This window comes from Parashewanella hymeniacidonis (assembly GCF_016900895.1).
Classification (GTDB): domain Bacteria; phylum Pseudomonadota; class Gammaproteobacteria; order Enterobacterales; family Shewanellaceae; genus Parashewanella; species Parashewanella hymeniacidonis.
This window is the reverse complement of the sequence record NZ_JAFEUN010000099.1, coordinates 1-16,917: the sequence shown is the minus strand read 5'-3', so window position 1 is coordinate 16,917 and position 16,917 is coordinate 1. Positions and strand designations below refer to the sequence as shown.

Sequence of the window (16,917 nt, the reverse complement as noted above, 5' to 3'; positions counted from 1 at the left end):
ATTTCAAGCGGCCAGAGCACGAGCCAGAGGCTACCGTAATACAGGAACATTTATAACCATGATCTTTATGATTGCTAGCCCTGTATCAGATCTACTCAAATCCACATGAAACGACGAAGAGCCCAAATTTTCAGACAAATCTGTTCCACTCATTTCAAGACTAGAATGAATGGCGCACGTTATCGCAGTACAAACTTTCTTTTTGTACTCTGTTTTACAAACAAACCCTTTTAACTGGGCTTGAGACATTTGTGTAAACCACGCTGAGTTTTTAGTATGGAAAGCTACGAGTGTCCTAAATAAACAAGTACCATTTCCTGCAACGCTATAAAGCTTGAGCTCTTTAGGGGATGTACCTATATCGCTTAGTTTTCCTTGCTGTTGTAATTCATTCATTTTCTGAGAGAGAAACAAACAATCTTGTCGTGCTGAACCAAAGTAAGAGCTAAGTGTTCCCCAGAAGCCACTCCGCCTAATCCACCAATTGTTTTGATTACCTTTAATTTTGTACTGATAAGTTTTATAACTGCTAGAAAGCCCCTTTCGTTTAGGGTTAGTCTTCACAACTAGAGTAAACTCATCACCACGATTTAAGTGAAGATTTTTTTCTGTGAAACACTTAGTAATTCTTTCTGAATTAGCATCTCTCACTGCTAGCATTAGAAGCCTTAAGCAAAGTTAAACTAATAATTTTTCATTGTATTACTTGCCGTCATTATTGCTACTAAAGTAAAGGTTATTTAATGTAAGCATCAGCAACTTTTCATTATGAGTCCCCTAGCTTACAAAGCCTAAAAACTGTATAATCTCCCGCCCGCAAAATAAGCGGTTGAAACTTTTGTTAGCGTTTGAGGTTTACCCGAAATGAGTGAAAAAAAGATCAATTTATTAGATCTCGATAGAAATGCAATGCGAGAGCTGTTTACCGAACTCGGTGAAAAGCCATTTCGTGCAGATCAATTAATGAAATGGATCTATCACTTTGGGGTCTCTGATTTTGATGAAATGTCCAACATCAATAAAAAGCTAAAAGCTAAATTAGCAGCACGGTGTGAAATCGTTGCACCAGAGATATCAAGCTTACAAAAATCAGCAGATGGCACAATTAAATTCGCCATTAATGTGGGTGATGGGCAAGAAGTTGAAACGGTGTATATTCCAGAAGACGATCGAGCCACATTATGCGTAAGTTCACAAGTTGGTTGTGCACTGGCTTGCACGTTTTGCTCTACCGCTCAACAAGGTTTTAACCGAAATTTAAGCGTAGCTGAAATCATTGGCCAAATCTGGCGTGTTGCTGACTATATCGGTTTTCAAAAAGATACTGGTGAGCGTCCAATCACAAACGTGGTAATGATGGGTATGGGCGAACCATTATTAAATTTGGCGAACGTGATCCCTGCAATCAAAGTCATGTTAGATGACTTTGGTTTTAGCTTGTCAAAACGCCGCGTTACGGTTTCAACATCAGGCGTTGTTCCAGCATTAGATAAGATGGGCGAAGAATTAGATGTTGCGTTGGCGGTAAGTATTCATGCTCCAGATGATGAATTACGTGATGATTTAGTGCCAGTAAACAAAAAATATCCATTGCAAGAATTCTTAGCCGGAATCAGTCGCTATATTGCAAAGTCCAATGCCAATAGAGGCAAAGTGACGATTGAATATGTAATGCTAGACCACATTAATGATAGTACTGATCAAGCACACGCCTTAGCAAAGCTGTTAAAAGATACTCCGTGTAAAATAAACCTGATCCCGTTCAACCCATATCCAGGTTCTCCGTATGGTAAATCATCGAACTCTCGAATCGATAGATTTTCAAAAGTATTGATGGGATATGGCTTGACTGTAATTGTTCGTAAAACCCGCGGGGATGATATTGATGCCGCATGTGGTCAGCTCGCTGGTGATATCAGAGACAGAACAAAACGTTTAGCAAAAAAACAAATGCAACAAAAAGAAATTTCCGTCACAATGGGCTGATAAACATAATATTTAGCTCATTAGGATAGGAGTTTCAATGCGACATGGAATCTTAAAGGCTAGCTTAGTTAGCTCGCTAGTATTGATAACAGCGGGATGCGTTACCGAGAGAACTTATCAAGGCACTGGTATCCCTGTCGCAGAGCAAGAAATTAATAAAGAAGCTGCCGCTCGAGATAGGATGCAACTAGGATTGACCTATCTGCAAAGAGGCAACAGTGATCAAGCTAAATACAATTTAGAACAAGCCATGGAGTATGCACCTCACCTCGAGGAAGTTCATTTATCCATGGCTTATTATTATCAAAAAGTTGATGATGTAAAAAGAGCTGAAAAAGCCTACGAACGGGCAATTCATAGCCGAACAGCAACAGGAGATGCCTATAATAATTTTGGTGTTTTCCTCTGCGAACAAAAAGACTATAAACGCTCAGAAAAAATGTTCCTTGCTGCCATAGAACAACCTAAATACACCAGAGTGGCTTCCAGTTATGAAAACCTTGGATTGTGTAGTGAAGAAGCAAAAGAGTATGAAAAAGCCATTAAATACTATGAAATGGCACTGAACTATGCACCAAGAAGAACAACATCAATTATTGCAATTACTAAAATAAAGCTTAAGTTACATCAATACAAAGACGCTAATGAATGGCTATCTCGATATCATAAAATTGCCTTTCAATCTCCAGAAAGCTTGTTACTCGGCATCGATATCGCAAAGAAAATGAACGACCGTGCGTTAGAAAAGCAATATGGTCTAACGCTGTTAGCAAAGTTTCCTAAGTCTTCACAGGCTAAGCAATATAAAGCAAGTATGCACTAATGACTGATTTAAATAATGATTCGCCTGAACAAGAGGCACCAAAGATAGAGTCTAAGCCAGAGCACACTATTGGCTCATTACTTCAAAAAGCACGTAATGAAAAAGGGCTCAAAAAAGAAGACGTAGCAAAAGCACTTAACCTACGTATCACTCTAATTGAAGAAATTGAAGCGGATGATTTTAGTAATACTGCTTCTACTACATACGCAAAGGGCTACATTAAAAACTACGCCCGCTTAGTGGCTGCTGACCCATTTTTGATTCAAGAATGTATAGATGCACAACTGGGTCTTGAAAAGTCTCCTACTATGCAAAGCTTTTCTAGAAAAACAACACGTGAAGCGGCTGATAACCGTCTGACTTGGATTACCTACATCATCGTTATCGTTTTAATTGGTATGTTTGGTTTCTGGTGGGCTCAGAAATCTTCTTTTTTCAGTGAATTGACAGATTTGTCTAAGCCAACGCTTGAAGAACAACGTTTAACTGAAACAACACCACACACTTCGGTTGACACGGCTAATGTAAAAACAGATGCAGAACAAGAGGCTAATCATTCTGAGTTTGCAACAGATGTGGCACTGTCACCAAAACAGCCTCAAGAGCTTGAACCGCAAACTACATCCGCAAATACTGATAAGTCGACGCCAGAACAGCAATCATCTCCAACGCAAAAAATAGACGACGCTCCGGCCGCAGCATTAACTCAACCAACAACTAATTCGGTTGAAAATTCAAATACTGAAACTAAAGTGACCGCAGCATTAACAGAAATTAATTTACAATTAACTGAAAGTTGTTGGATAAAATTAGAAGATGCTACAGGTAAGGTACTTATCTTAGGTGAGAAAAAAGCTGGATATAACAAGATAGTTTCAGGTAAAGCGCCATTTAATGCTGTGTTTGGTGCACCTCAAGCCGTCCAGTTAACACTCAATAATCAAAAAGTTGACCTGTCATATTTGCCGAAAAGCAGAGTAGCCCGTTTAACGCTACCCTTAGGGCAATGAAAACTAATACTTCAGTAAGTTGTTGATCAGTGTGTGAGTAGCAACGACGCAGTACGGAGAAATATTTATGTATAGCGAAAACCCCATCAAAAGGCGTAAATCGACACGTATTTATGTAGGTAAAGTGCCTGTTGGTGATGGAGCACCGATCAGCGTTCAATCAATGACCAATACCAACACTACAGATGTTGAGGCTACGGTTGCACAAATTAAAGCCTTAGAGAACGTCGGTGCGGATATTGTGCGCGTATCAATCCCCACAATGGACGCAGCCGAAGCTTTCAAAGAAATTAAAAAACAAACTGAAGTTCCTTTGGTTGCTGACATTCACTTCGACTATCGTATTGCACTCCGTGTTGCTGAACACGGTGTTGATTGTTTACGCATCAACCCTGGAAACATTGGTAATGAAGAACGCGTAAGAAGTGTTGTTGATTGCGCTCGAGATAAAAACATCCCAATTCGCATCGGTGTTAATGGCGGTTCATTAGAAAAAGATCTCATGGACAAATATAAAGAGCCTACACCTGAAGCGCTGGTTGAATCAGCAATGCGTCACGTAGATTACCTTGACCGTCTTAACTTTGATCAGTTTAAGATCAGTGTAAAAGCTTCTGATGTTTTTCTTGCCGTTGAATCTTATCGTTTACTCGCTAAGAAAATTGATCAGCCACTTCACCTTGGTATCACTGAGGCTGGCGGAATGAGAACAGGCTCTGTCAAATCAGCAATTGGCTTGGGAATGTTACTTGCCGAAGGTATCGGTGACACTTTACGTATTTCGTTAGCTGCTGACCCGGTTGAAGAAATCAAAGTCGGATTTGATATCTTAAAATCATTACGTATTCGTAGCCGTGGCATTAACTTTATTGCTTGCCCTTCATGCTCTCGTCAGGAGTTTGATGTTATCAGTACAGTTAACGCTCTAGAACAACGCGTCGAAGACATATTAACGCCAATGGATGTGTCAATCATCGGTTGCGTGGTAAATGGTCCGGGTGAAGCTCTGGTTTCAGATTTAGGTCTTGCTGGTAGCAATCGTAAGAGTGGTTACTACGAGGATGGCGTTCGTCAGAAAGAGCGTCTCGACAATAATGACTTAGTCGACAAGCTCGAAGCAAAAATTCGAGCGAAAGCAGCAATGCTTGCTAACCGCATTGATGTTCAAGAAAAGGCTGATTAATCACTCGGATTAATTGCACCAACGACAAAGAAACGCCTATAATGCTGGGCGTTTTTTATTTTAATATATAGAATTGAGTTCAAAAGTGGCAAAACAGATCCAAGCTATTCGAGGCATGAACGATATCGTGCCTGCACAAAGTCCTCTCTGGCAAAAACTGGAAGCAGTATTAAGAGCATCTGTACATGCTTACGGCTACAGTGAGATCAGAACGCCAATCGTTGAAAGCACAGATCTGTTTAAGCGCTCCATTGGCGAAGTAACAGATATTGTTGAAAAGGAAATGTATACTTTTCAAGACAATAACGGTGATAGCCTAACGCTTCGTCCAGAAGGTACGGCTTCTACTGTTCGCGCAGGTAACGAACATGGCTTACTGTATAATCAAGAGCAACGTTTGTGGTACATGGGACCAATGTTCCGCCATGAACGCCCGCAGAAAGGTCGTTACCGTCAATTCCATCAGTTTGGGGTTGAAGTGTATGGCATTGGTAGCGCAGATGCTGATGCAGAAGTACTGATGCTATCGAACCGCCTATGGCATAAGCTGGGTATTCAAGAGCATGTTAAGCTTGAAATTAACACCCTAGGCGACAGTGAAGAACGTGAAACCTATCGTCAAGCTCTGATCGCATTTTTAGAAAAACATGAAGACGTTTTAGATGAAGACGCTAAACGTCGTATGTACTCTAACCCTCTGCGTGTATTAGATACTAAGAACCCAGACATTCAAGCCATATTAGTTAACGCTCCTGAGCTAATGGATTACTTAGGTGAAGAAAGTAAGACACATTTTTCACATTTATGTGAACTCTTAGACGCTGCTGGCATCCAATACATCGTTAACCCGAGACTAGTTAGAGGTTTAGACTATTATAACCGCACCGTTTTTGAGTGGGTTACTTCTAGTTTAGGTGCTCAAGGTACTGTTCTAGCAGGTGGCCGTTATGATGGTTTAGTATCACAACTCGGCGGCAAACAAAGTCCAGCGGTTGGTTTTGCAATGGGAATGGAGCGTATTATCCTGTTGTTGCAAGAGCTAGAGCTCGCTGGCGATGTTGCACCTGCAGTTGATGTTTACATAACAGCAATGGGAACAGGTACACAAATTCAAGCAGTTAACATTGCAGAAGACTTGCGTGAATCACTACCAAGCCTTAGAGTAATGAGCCATTGCGGCGGCGGTAACTTTAAAAAACAAATGAAGCGAGCCGACAAAAGTGGCGCTCAGTTTGCGCTAGTCATCGGAGAAACTGAACTTGAAAACAATGAAGTTGCAGTGAAAGATCTTCGTGGTAATACAGAACAACAACTTGTTGCTAAAGATGAATTAGCAGCATTTCTTGACGAACGGATTTAACAAGGGGCCTTTGCGTGGAAATATATAGCTCAGAAGAACAACAAGTTGAGGCTATCAAACGATTTTGGAGTGAATACGGTACTCCTATCATTATTGGTGCTGTAGTCGGCCTAGGTGGTTTATATGGTTGGAACTTTTATTCTGATCATAAATCAGGTCTAGCAGAAAATGCTTCTGATGCTTATTCAGCAGCAATGGTAAATAAAACTGATCCAGCTACATTGGCCGGTGATATTGCAAAGTTCGATAAAGATCATGATCAGAAAGGTTATCAAGCTATGCTTCAGCTGACTTTAGCTAAAGCAGCCATTGATGCCAATGATCTTGAAAAAGCAGAAACAGCCTTAAAAGCTGTATTAACTGAAAAGCCTGGTCAGGGTCTTGAAGAAGTCGCAACGATGCGTCTTGCTCGTGTTCAAGCTGAGCTTGGAAAAACCAGTGAAGCCCTAACCACACTTTCACAAGTCACAAGCGATTCATTTGCAGCACAGCGTGATGAATTAAAAGGTGACTTATTCGTTCGCCAGGGTGACTTAGCTCAAGCTAAGGATGCTTATGAAGCGGCGATGGGAAGTGGTGAAAATGCGGCTAATCCGGTTTTAAAAATGAAGCTAGATAACTTAACTCAAGCATAAAGGAGTTAGCATGAAGTCTTGGTGTAAAAATCTTCTTGCGGCGGGTTTAAGTATTGCGTTTTTATCGGCTTGCTCATCGACCGATGATGAAGAAATAATAAAACCCCTACCTGAAATTACAGAAACAGTCTCTCCATCGATAGATTGGAGTACTAGCGTTGGTGATGGTGTTGGTGATTTTTACTCACGCCTACAACCAACAGTAAATTACGGCAAAATTTTTGCAGGTTCCCGTAACGGTGAACTGGTTGCATTTGATGAAAAAACCCACGACAAGCTGTGGAGTCAAGATCTTGAAACCGTAATTAAAGACGCAGGAATAAACAAACAATTCCGTATGGCTTCGGGCATAACTGTCGCTCGTAATAAGGTATTTGTTGGCGGTGAAGCTGGTGTGTTAGTTGCTCTTAATGCTAATGACGGCAAAGTAGTTTGGTATGCAGAAACCGATGGTGAGTTACTTTCAAAGCCAACCGTTGGTGAAGATGCTGTCGTTGTTAATACGGGCAACGGCATGGTTGAAGCCTACAATGTTGATGATGGTAAAAAACTATGGACACATAGCAACGCCCTTCCACCATTAACGCTCCGTGGGAATAGCTCTCCAGCCTTTGAAGGCGGCGGTTTTTTCGTCGGCACAGCTGACGGAAAAGTACAAGTTATTGTACAGCAAAATGGCCAAGTTGCATGGGAAGTACCAATCTCTAAACCTCAAGGTGGTAACGAGTTTAGCCGTTTAGCTGATGTTGACATGACACCATTAATTTCTGGTGAAAATATTTATGCCATTAATTACCATGGTAACCTTGTATCTCTAGAGCCTCGTAGTGGTCGAGTCGTTTGGTCACGTAAATATTCGAGCTTTCATGAGTTAGCTAGAGCAGGATTAAGCTTATTTGTTGTTGATGACTCTAGCCGTATTTATTCAATTGATAAACGCAATGGTCTAGAGCAATGGAGCAACTCAGAACTATCAACTCGCTCACTCACCTCTCCAGCTGTGTTTGGTCAATATATAGTAGTTGGTGACTTTGAAGGTTACTTACACTTTATCAATCGCTCAACAGGTGTGATTGAAGGTCGTGTACAAATAGATAGTTCAGGCTTATACGTTCAACCAGTTGTGGTTGGCGATAAGTTGCTAGTTCAAACTCGTAGTGGCAAACTAGCTGAAGTAGTACTTCCGTAAGAAGTATATTGATTTTTAAGTAAAGCCTTAAGTGTGAATGCACTTGGGCTTTATTTCGTTTCTGAGCTTAGGGCGTGTTGACCTTTCGTGATAATTTTTGCAGCGATAAATTGGTTGTTTTATGCAAGGCAGAGCTTGTGCGGTTTGGTTATTCCAAATAAGCAAGCTATAACGCAGAAGAAATAACCAATTTACGCTGTCTTCGATGCTTTTGAGCATTTACTGTTCTGTGTTGTGACCAGCTAACTTAGATGGCTAAGCTTCACTGCTCACGCCTTGAACAGATAAACGCTCAAATAGCACAAAATTAGATCCTGAAAGATCAATACGCCCTAGTATTTTTAGAAACTTTTAGTTGTAGTAGAGGCAATATTCATGATTCCAGTAGTGGCGCTTGTTGGTCGTCCTAACGTCGGTAAATCGACTTTATTTAACCGTCTAACTCGCACAAGAGATGCTCTTGTTGCGGACTTCCCAGGTTTAACTCGTGACCGTAAATACGGCCGAGCGTTTCTTGCTGGATACGAATTCATCGTTGTTGATACTGGTGGTATCGACGGTACTGAAGAAGGCATTGAAACTAAAATGGCTGAGCAATCATTAGCTGCGATTGAAGAAGCTGATGTTGTGTTATTTATGGTTGATGCCCGTTCAGGCCTTACAGCAGCAGACGAAGCATTAGCTAAACACTTACGCTCTAGAGACAAAACGACTTTCTTAGTAGCCAATAAAGTTGATGGTGTTGATGCTGACTCAGCTTGTGCTGAATTTTGGGGGCTAGGCATTGGTAATGTATACCAAATGGCAGCAGCCCAAGGCCGTGGCGTTACAAGTATGATTGACGAAGCTTTAGCACCTTACGCTGAAGCTATGGGTATTGAGCGTGATAAAGAGCTTCAAGATCCTGAAAAAATTCGTGAATATACAGAAGAAGAAGCTGAAGAAGAGCAAAAGCGCTTACAAGAATTGCCGATTAAAATGGCTATTATTGGTAAACCTAACGTTGGTAAGTCAACACTTACTAACCGAGTTCTCGGCGAAGACCGTGTTGTAGTCTATGATGAGCCAGGCACAACCCGTGACAGTATTTATATTCCTATGGAGCGTGATGGTCGTGAATACATCATCATTGATACTGCTGGTGTACGTCGTCGCACTAAAGTAAACCTTGCTGTCGAAAAGTTCTCTGTCATTAAAACCTTAAAAGCGGTTGAAGACGCCAACGTTGTGTTGCTGGTCATCGATGCGCGTGAAGGGATCAGTGAGCAAGATCTTGGATTATTGGGTTTCGTACTCAACGCAGGTAAAGCATTAGTTATCGCCGTCAACAAGTGGGATGGCATGGATAACGATGCCAGAGAATGGATAAAACGTGAATTAGATAGGCGCTTAGGCTTTATCGATTTTGCACGTATCCACTTTATCTCTGCACTTCATGGTACAGGCGTTGGTCATATTTTTGAGTCAGTTGAAGAAGCCTATGACAGTGCAACTCGTCGTGTTACAACTTCAAAACTCACTCGTATTATGCAAATGTCACAAGATGATCATCAACCGCCAATGGTGAATGGTCGCCGCGTTAAGCTTAAATACGCTCATGCGGGTGGATACAACCCGCCTATCGTTGTTGTTCATGGTAACCAAGTGAATAAGTTACCAGATTCATACAAGCGTTATATGATGAACTACTTCCGCCGTTCACTTCAGATTGTGGGTACACCAATTCAATTGCGTTTCCATGAAAGTTCTAACCCGTTTGAAGGCAAAAAAGAGAAATTAACTCTGAGCCAAGAACGCAGAAGAAAGCGTGCAATGAGTCATATTCAAGGTCGTAAAAAGTAACCGCATTTATTACAAAAAGAGGCCAATCGGCCTCTTTTCTTTTTTAATACCAATTACATCAATTCGGTTTGTTCTTTAAGCACATACATAGCTCTGAACTGTGCATTTAATTAATATAAGTGTATAAGCTTATAAATTTTCAGCTTGTGCTATTTTTAATGTAGTAATGATTTTTGATTTTCTTTGGGTGAGCCACTAAACATTGAGTCGGCAAAATCATAATAAGTTAAAAAAGAGCAATGACTGAACAGCAGGATAGCTACTTCACTAAAGGCAGTGCTATTGTGTTTCTCACCTTTATTGGTGGATTCATTACAGCCTATATTTTCAATGTAACTTTCTCTCGAGTACTCGGGCCTGTGGGCTATGGTGACTACAAAGTTGCTGAGGCATTTTTAAGTCTCGGCTCTATGGTCGCATTAATGGGAGGAGGTAAAGCGGTTGCTAAATTTTTACCCGATCAAATAGAAGGGAATTGCGAAGGAGTATGGGATTACACAAAATTCTATACCATTATCATCGCTGGTGTTTCCTTGATATTAGCTGGGCTCGTCGTTTTATTTCATGAGCTTCACTTTGCTTTTGTAGATAGCAATGAGTATCACCCGCTATTATTAACTACTTTGGCTATTCCAACCTTTGCTTTTGCCTCCTTATTAGGTGGGATTTTACTCGTTGCAAAGCGCTTAGAATTAGCCTTCATTCCATGGCGCATAGGTAACCCCGGACTCAGGCTTATTTTTGGTTTAATCTATCTATTCTTTGTCGGAAGCTTAAACAGTTTTGAAGCTGTAATTATCATGGCTTTGTCCAGCGCAATCGTTGCTCTATATTGCTTTTACAAAGTCAGAGCATTAGCGTTAATGCCAATTACCCCTGTAGAAAATTTTATAGAGCCTAAAAAATGGCTATCTGTCTCATTTCCAATGATGATGATTATTGTTTTACAAGCGATGACCAAGCAACTTGATATTTATATGCTGGAGTATATGTCGAGTGAAATAAGCGTTGGTCACTTCGCAGCAGCTCAAACCACGGCAAACTCTATTGCGACTATGCAACTGGCCATCTTTGGGCTTGTATCGCCTTTAATCGTTCCAGCACTAAAAAAAGGCAAACAGTATGTAGCGCAAATCAACCGTAAATCTTTTAAAATTGTTTTATGGATTGTTATTCCACTTTGCGCAATCTTGATTTACTTTGCTCATCCGATTTTAGAGATATACGGCCACGATACACAGCATACTTACTTAGGGCTGATTATTTTAGTAATTGGATATGGAATTAGCTGTATTTTTGGAATGAGCACCATTTTCTTACAATACACAGGTAAAGAACAAACGGTTACATTCATTATGATTTTGTCCGTGCTCTTAAATGCCATATTGAATGCAGTACTGATCCCTATTATTGATGTTGAAGGTACAGCAATTGCTACAGGTGCCGCCATGATATTCAATGTGGTAGTAACTGGTGCTTATATGTATAAGCATTTAGGGATACTACCTTGGAGTCTTAACTGCAAAACAGCCTAGTTTCCACTAGGCTAGCTATGCACTAACCTTCAATATCTAAAGGTCCAACATCCATACCGTCATACGTTTCAACGTCGAACTCTTTAGCCAAGCTATAGAATTCTTGATTGCGCTTATCTAAAGATTCAACGGTGTGAAGCTCTTCTCTATCAACTCTCAAATAAATAAGCTCAGGGTTTTCATCGCCTTCTTCAGCTTCAATAAACCCAATAGGTTCATAGCCTTCACTTTCTAAATGACTCCCTAAAGCAGTTAGTTTTTTCTCACTACTGTCAGCAAAAAAGTACGACCAACGACATTTCTGGTCAATGTCAAAATTTGCGCTATGCTGACTTGTAAATTCACGAGTTTCTACGAAAAATGCTTCTAACACATCAACTGAGATTTCCGACACAATATTACTCCAAAATAGAATTGGCGCAATTATATCAGCTAATTGACTTAGCATATTCTCTATTTAATAGAGGCATTAAAATGTTTTCTAATCCATTACGTTTAACTTCATATATTAAGGCCAACTGCTCCCCTAATTTTCCATCAGGAAAGCCATTCTGTTTAAACCATACCAAATAAGGTTCAGGTAACTTTAATAAGGGGCTGCCTGCATATTTGCCAAACGGCATCTTCATATTAATTGCTTCTAACAACTCTTGATTAGACGAATCCATACCTTCCGAACCTAAAAATGTGTCAATAAACCATCAAATTAATGAAGGTCGTCAAAATACTCTCACAAAGATTAACACCAACATTAATCTTTAATAGATTTTTTGCGAGGTGTTATTTCAAGGTCTACATTTTACTATCCGAAGTGTGGTGAAGTACAAGGAAGTTACGATGATTTTATTAGTAGGTGGAGAAAAAGGCGGCAGTGGTAAAAGCTGTTTGGCACAAAACATAGCCGCCTTCTTTACTAAAGAATGCGAAGCCTCTGTCATTATGGTGGATTGTGACCCGCAACGAACAACCTCAGATTGGATTCAAGCAAGAAATAACAACCAGCTCCCCGCCATCAATTGCGTTCAGTTGTACGGTAAAATCCGCAACGATTTGCTCAGCTTAGAGCAGCATTACGATGTGATCATCGTTGACTGTGGTGGACAAGATAACCTTGCAATGCGAGCAGCAATGTCTGTTGCAAGTCATGTCTTAATGCCGCTTCGTCCTAAGCGTAGAGATTTAAAAACGGTGAATCATATGGATGATATTGTTGGCACTTGCATGATGATAAACCCAGACATGAAAGCCTCATTTGTCATTACTCAATGCCCTAGCCTTCCAAGCCAAGCAAAACGTATTTTAGAGGCAAAAGAAGTGTGTAGCACTTATGACATCAATGTATTGGACTCCATAACGTTTAGTCGAAATGTTTATGATGACAGCGAAGAATCAGGCCTATCGGTTATCGAGCTTGAGCCTGAAGGGAAGGCCGCCCAAGAAATTAGAAACATCACCTTTGAGCAGTTTGAAGTTAATTCCACTGAACAGTTACAAACACTGTTACAAGAGAAAAAGGCGAATCCACTAAGAGGTAGCTATGGCATTACAGGATCTCAAAAAACAAGCCTTCGCCAATAGGCGAAAAAAACTGAGAGTAAATGCTGAAGAGTTTATAGAGCAAGCTTCACTCTATGCTCAAGGCATTCCAACTCAGCGAGCATCGAATTATGATAATGTCATCGACTTTGCTACAGGTAAGCCAACGTTTGTGATGCTTGGTCGTGTTAATAGTGATGAAAACACTGAGGCTTATACTATTAAAAACAAAACTCGCTATAAAAATGCGACGTTTTCGTTAAGTTATCAGGCTATTGAGCAATTAAACCTGCTGGCTCAAGAGACTCAATTGGCTAAATCACACATATTGAGAATTTTAATTGAAGCGAATGCTCAGGCGCCATTAAATTTAGCTCAATTTTTTACTCGGAACAAAACAAGGTAATTGAATATTAATCACACTAAGTGATATAACTCATTAAACTCGTTATTGTTTTATGAACAGGAAGTTTAATGGAAAACAGATTGATGTTAGGGATTGGGTGCGCTGTTGTTTTTATTATTGTCCTTGTTTGGGTTAGTAAAGAACAGACATACCACAGCTTTGTGAAAACACATCTGAGCACGACAAAAGCAGTCACCCACCAAACAAAAGACACCACCACTCATCGCACACCGAGTAATACCAGACTAGAGCCTGCTATCGGAGTAAAGCTGTCTCCTGCTGTTGCACAACAAAAGATACGTACTTGTGATAAAGATTTCTCTCATTATTTTTCTGAAGAAGATGAGGCTAATTATGAAGCGATAAGTGACAAATTTAAGTTACACCCAGCGATTGAGAGCCAGCTAGCCTATGCACTCACTCGGGAATCCAAAGATAAGAATATATTGCTTGAACAATTAAGCTCAGAATACCCTCATAACCAGCTGGTTAAGTACACATTATTATCAGCCTGTTTAATTACACCCGATGAGTGCGATTCCGTTCCTGAAGCATTTTTGACTCCCACTCAAGAACAAAACGGTGCGATTTGGTTAATGGCAGCAATGAGTGCGTTACATAAAAATAATGAAAAATTAGCACTTATCTATCTAAATGAAGCATCAAAAGCCCCCATTTATGAAGACTACTGGGGACAGTATTTAGCTCTATTTGATATTGCTCTTGAACAAGCTGGAATGGATTATGACTTAAAGCGTCATGTTGCAGCTTTTGGATTTGGTGCCGCATTAGTCATACCGTCTTTCACTAGTCTGATGAAATTTTGCAAGAATACAGACGTAGATAATCATCTATTGATTTCGCAATGCAAAAACATTGGAAAGCAAATGACAACTGGCAAAGTGAAATTGCTTAGTGCCTATATTGGGCTAGCACTGCAAGAGGTTGCTTATAGTAAACTCGGGGAAGATAAATTATTAAGCGAAATTTCACAAATAAGAGATAAGATGTCTACTGAAAACCAACAGTTTGGTTTAGCCTCTCTTCAAATGATGACCAGCAGAAAACGAACCCATGACTGGATGCAAAAGCTCATTGAAATAGGGGAAGTTGAAGCAAATCACTACTCAATCAATGAAGCAATAAAGCTCTCACAAGATCCAAACTTCGACCCTTGTGAATTTGATTGGTGATTAAATTCATACCCAAGCAAACCTTGAATAATCGTCATTCGTACCCAAGATATTACTTAACTAAAACAAAAGGACAGTTATGTTAGTTATTATCTTGCTCGCCGTTATCGGATTATTCGCTTGTTGGTGGATACTTTCAATTGATTGGCGTAAACAGCGTAAACGTCAACAAATTACGGCGCAACCCTTTCCCACTTCATGGCGCAAGATAATCAAACACAGATTACCTTTTTTTCGTGGATTACCTGACCATCTAAAAATGCAGCTTAAAAAGCATATCCAAGTTTTTATTGCTGAAAAAGAGTTTATTGGCTGTGATGGGCAACGAATCAATGATAATGTGAAAGTGACTATCGCTGGACAGGCCTGCTTATTATTACTCAATAAAAATACTGACTACTATCCGAAGCTCAAACAAATTTTAGTTTATCCTTCAGCTTTTTATGTCGATTCAGAACAAAACGATAATGGCATCGTATCCCATAAACGCCGTGTATTATTAGGAGAATCTTGGGAACAAGGTAAAGTTATACTTTCTTGGCCTGATACACTCTCATCCGCCGCCGACCCCTCGGATGGTTCAAACTTAATTTTTCATGAATTTGCACATCAATTAGATCAGCAAACCGGTGTGGCGAATGGTGCTCCGGTTTTACCCAAACAAGAAGACTATAAAGAATGGTCACAGATATTAAACCGTGAATTTAAACAATTGCAGTATTGTGCCGCAAATCAATTGCCGTGTTTATTTGATTACTATGGAGCAACTAATCCGGCGGAGTTCTTTGCGGTCATTACAGAAGTATTCTTTGAACAGCCGCAGGAATTTAGTGAACAACATCCGCAGCTGTACCAACAACTCGTTAAAACCTACGCCCTCGAACCATTAACTTGGGATCAATAAAGTGAACAAAACGCATTTGCTTTTTGTGCTCCTCATCTGCAGCATCAAATGACGATTGGTATTTAATGATCTCATCACCACCATCGTCTTTCGCTACTTGCAAGGCAACATCAGCCTGACGTCTAACTTCAGCATCATTTATCTCAGGAGTTCTTTGCATTAAACAAGCAACACCTATGCTCACCGTCATATTGAAATGTTCTCGAGTCTCAAAAGTATTACAGTTATGAACTTCTTCTAGTAAGCTTTGAGCCAAATCGATTGCATCATTATTTCGATTCAATTCTAAATAAACATAAAAGCGACCATTACCACTATAACTCCCTTTGGCTTTCTTAAACCTAGACAGTTTTTTAATCGCTTTGGCTATCTGGATAATCACCCAATCAGCATGTTCATGTCCAAGTATCCGATTAAAATCTTTTAGCTTATCAATATCAACGGCAAGTACGGCAAAACCGTTCGCTCGATACATTGCATCGTGGAATAAGTCTTTTGACATTTTAGAGGCAGCATCATGACGAAGTAGCCCTGTCAGCGGGTTATATCGATTGCGACGATAGCTACAAATCCCCATGTAGACAGAGGTAAATACTGTCGTCCCACACAAAATCATTATAATTTTAAGGATTTTGTTATCGTACAGCAGCTCCATTTCTTTATCGATTTGGCGTAACTCGCGCCCAGAACTAATGTACTCAGTATTCTCATTTTTTTGGATAAAATCTTCCAACTCTTCAAAATCAAATTTCGCAGCTTCATACGCTAAGGTTTTGATTTTTTCATCATCATAAATTTTTTGCTGATATATTTGAGCTTTTTTGGCAGCTTCGAAGGCTTCTTTATATTGACCGCCTTGGTAATGAAGGTCTGAGAGAATTTTGTATGTTCCTTTTTTAGCATTATGAATTTGGCTATCGTCTGCAATGTTCGTGACATTCATAGCGAAATCTTTTGCTTTAACGAACTTCTTTTGTGCAAAATATATTTTTGATAAAAGATAGTGATTACTTGCAATGATACTAGGGACGTTCAGTGTCTTTAGATAATCAAGTGACTGTAAGATAGCTACTTCCGCCTCCAAAAACGAGCTTTCTTCAATATAGATTTCCCCTAATGTTCTATAGATTAACGAGGTTCCAAAGTCTTCTTTTGCTTTTTTACATAGAGCGAGAGTTTCTGATGCTAATTCTTGGAACCCATCAAACATGGGTAACAAATTAAGAAGAAAAATCTGAGGAGAAAAGCTTTATTTTTGAGATAATAAGTCAACCACGACAACTATCAAAATAAAATGGCGATTCTGAACAAAACA

Annotated in this window: 17 protein-coding genes; 13 read left to right on the top strand and 4 right to left on the bottom strand. The window is 39.9% G+C overall.

What is annotated here, in order from left to right:
- Positions 1-30 precede the first annotated feature (30 nt).
- The gene (locus JQC92_RS17085) at positions 31-660 is read right to left on the bottom strand and encodes a hypothetical protein (RefSeq protein ID WP_205000776.1); all 630 of its coding nucleotides are present in this window, start codon (positions 658-660) and stop codon (positions 31-33) included.
- Positions 661-864: 204 nt separating this feature from the next.
- Here JQC92_RS17085 and rlmN point away from each other — a divergent pair, with 204 nt between their 5' ends.
- The 9 genes from rlmN (at position 865) to JQC92_RS17040 (ending at position 11,563) form a co-directional block, all read left to right on the top strand.
- Positions 865-1,986: a dual-specificity RNA methyltransferase RlmN gene (gene rlmN / locus JQC92_RS17080; protein WP_205000775.1), complete on the top strand. Its 1,122-nt coding sequence runs from the start codon at positions 865-867 to the stop codon at positions 1,984-1,986.
- 37 nt (positions 1,987-2,023) lie between these two features.
- Positions 2,024-2,809: a type IV pilus biogenesis/stability protein PilW gene (pilW, locus tag JQC92_RS17075; protein WP_129946870.1), complete on the top strand. Its 786-nt coding sequence runs from the start codon at positions 2,024-2,026 to the stop codon at positions 2,807-2,809.
- Complete coding sequence (locus JQC92_RS17070; RefSeq protein WP_205000774.1) at positions 2,809-3,819, top strand: RodZ domain-containing protein; 1,011 nt, start codon at positions 2,809-2,811, stop codon at positions 3,817-3,819. The genes pilW and JQC92_RS17070 overlap by 1 nt, the downstream gene beginning before the upstream one ends.
- A 67-nt stretch (positions 3,820-3,886) precedes the next feature.
- The gene (gene ispG, locus JQC92_RS17065) at positions 3,887-5,002 is read left to right on the top strand and encodes a flavodoxin-dependent (E)-4-hydroxy-3-methylbut-2-enyl-diphosphate synthase (RefSeq protein ID WP_205000773.1); all 1,116 of its coding nucleotides are present in this window, start codon (positions 3,887-3,889) and stop codon (positions 5,000-5,002) included.
- 85 nt (positions 5,003-5,087) lie between these two features.
- The gene (gene hisS / locus JQC92_RS17060; RefSeq protein WP_205000772.1) at positions 5,088-6,362 is read left to right on the top strand and encodes a histidine--tRNA ligase; all 1,275 of its coding nucleotides are present in this window, start codon (positions 5,088-5,090) and stop codon (positions 6,360-6,362) included.
- Positions 6,363-6,376: 14 nt separating this feature from the next.
- Positions 6,377-6,997, top strand: coding sequence for a YfgM family protein (locus JQC92_RS17055; RefSeq protein WP_129946866.1), 621 nt, complete (start codon positions 6,377-6,379; stop codon positions 6,995-6,997).
- Between the two features lie 10 nt (positions 6,998-7,007).
- Positions 7,008-8,186 (top strand): outer membrane protein assembly factor BamB, encoded by a 1,179-nt coding sequence (bamB, locus tag JQC92_RS17050; RefSeq protein ID WP_205000771.1) that lies wholly within the window; start codon positions 7,008-7,010, stop codon positions 8,184-8,186.
- 375 nt (positions 8,187-8,561) lie between these two features.
- Positions 8,562-10,028, top strand: a complete 1,467-nt coding sequence (der, locus tag JQC92_RS17045; RefSeq protein WP_129946864.1) for a ribosome biogenesis GTPase Der — start codon at positions 8,562-8,564, stop codon at positions 10,026-10,028.
- Positions 10,029-10,267: 239 nt separating this feature from the next.
- Positions 10,268-11,563, top strand: coding sequence for an oligosaccharide flippase family protein (locus tag JQC92_RS17040; RefSeq protein ID WP_205000770.1), 1,296 nt, complete (start codon positions 10,268-10,270; stop codon positions 11,561-11,563).
- 22 nt (positions 11,564-11,585) lie between these two features.
- On the opposite strand, the gene JQC92_RS17035 is transcribed toward JQC92_RS17040, so the two are convergent.
- Together JQC92_RS17035 and JQC92_RS17030 are read right to left on the bottom strand one after the other, a co-directional pair.
- Complete coding sequence (locus tag JQC92_RS17035) at positions 11,586-11,957, bottom strand: ribonuclease E inhibitor RraB (RefSeq protein ID WP_205000769.1); 372 nt, start codon at positions 11,955-11,957, stop codon at positions 11,586-11,588.
- 34 nt (positions 11,958-11,991) lie between these two features.
- Positions 11,992-12,231, bottom strand: a complete 240-nt coding sequence (locus JQC92_RS17030; RefSeq protein WP_205000768.1) for a DUF3820 family protein — start codon at positions 12,229-12,231, stop codon at positions 11,992-11,994.
- Positions 12,232-12,400: 169 nt separating this feature from the next.
- Between JQC92_RS17030 and JQC92_RS17025 the strand changes: the two genes are divergently transcribed.
- The 4 genes from JQC92_RS17025 to JQC92_RS17010 all read left to right on the top strand — a co-directional run bounded on the left by JQC92_RS17025 (position 12,401) and on the right by JQC92_RS17010 (position 15,602).
- Entirely contained in the window at positions 12,401-13,141 is a 741-nt protein-coding gene (locus JQC92_RS17025; protein ID WP_205000767.1) for a nucleotide-binding protein, read from the top strand.
- Entirely contained in the window at positions 13,101-13,505 is a 405-nt protein-coding gene (locus JQC92_RS17020) for a hypothetical protein (protein ID WP_205000766.1), read from the top strand. The genes JQC92_RS17025 and JQC92_RS17020 overlap by 41 nt, the downstream gene beginning before the upstream one ends.
- A 68-nt stretch (positions 13,506-13,573) precedes the next feature.
- On the top strand, positions 13,574-14,698 hold the full coding sequence (locus JQC92_RS17015) for a hypothetical protein (RefSeq protein WP_205000765.1): 1,125 nt from the start codon (positions 13,574-13,576) through the stop codon (positions 14,696-14,698).
- A 79-nt stretch (positions 14,699-14,777) separates the two neighbouring features.
- Positions 14,778-15,602 carry a M90 family metallopeptidase gene (locus tag JQC92_RS17010; protein ID WP_205000764.1) on the top strand — a complete coding sequence of 275 codons (825 nt, stop codon included), beginning with the start codon at positions 14,778-14,780 and terminating at the stop codon, positions 15,600-15,602.
- Here the strand turns inward: JQC92_RS17010 and JQC92_RS17005 are convergent.
- Positions 15,562-16,812: a GGDEF domain-containing protein gene (locus JQC92_RS17005; RefSeq protein WP_205000763.1), complete on the bottom strand. Its 1,251-nt coding sequence runs from the start codon at positions 16,810-16,812 to the stop codon at positions 15,562-15,564. The genes JQC92_RS17010 and JQC92_RS17005 overlap by 41 nt on opposite strands.
- Positions 16,813-16,917: the final 105 nt, after the last annotated feature.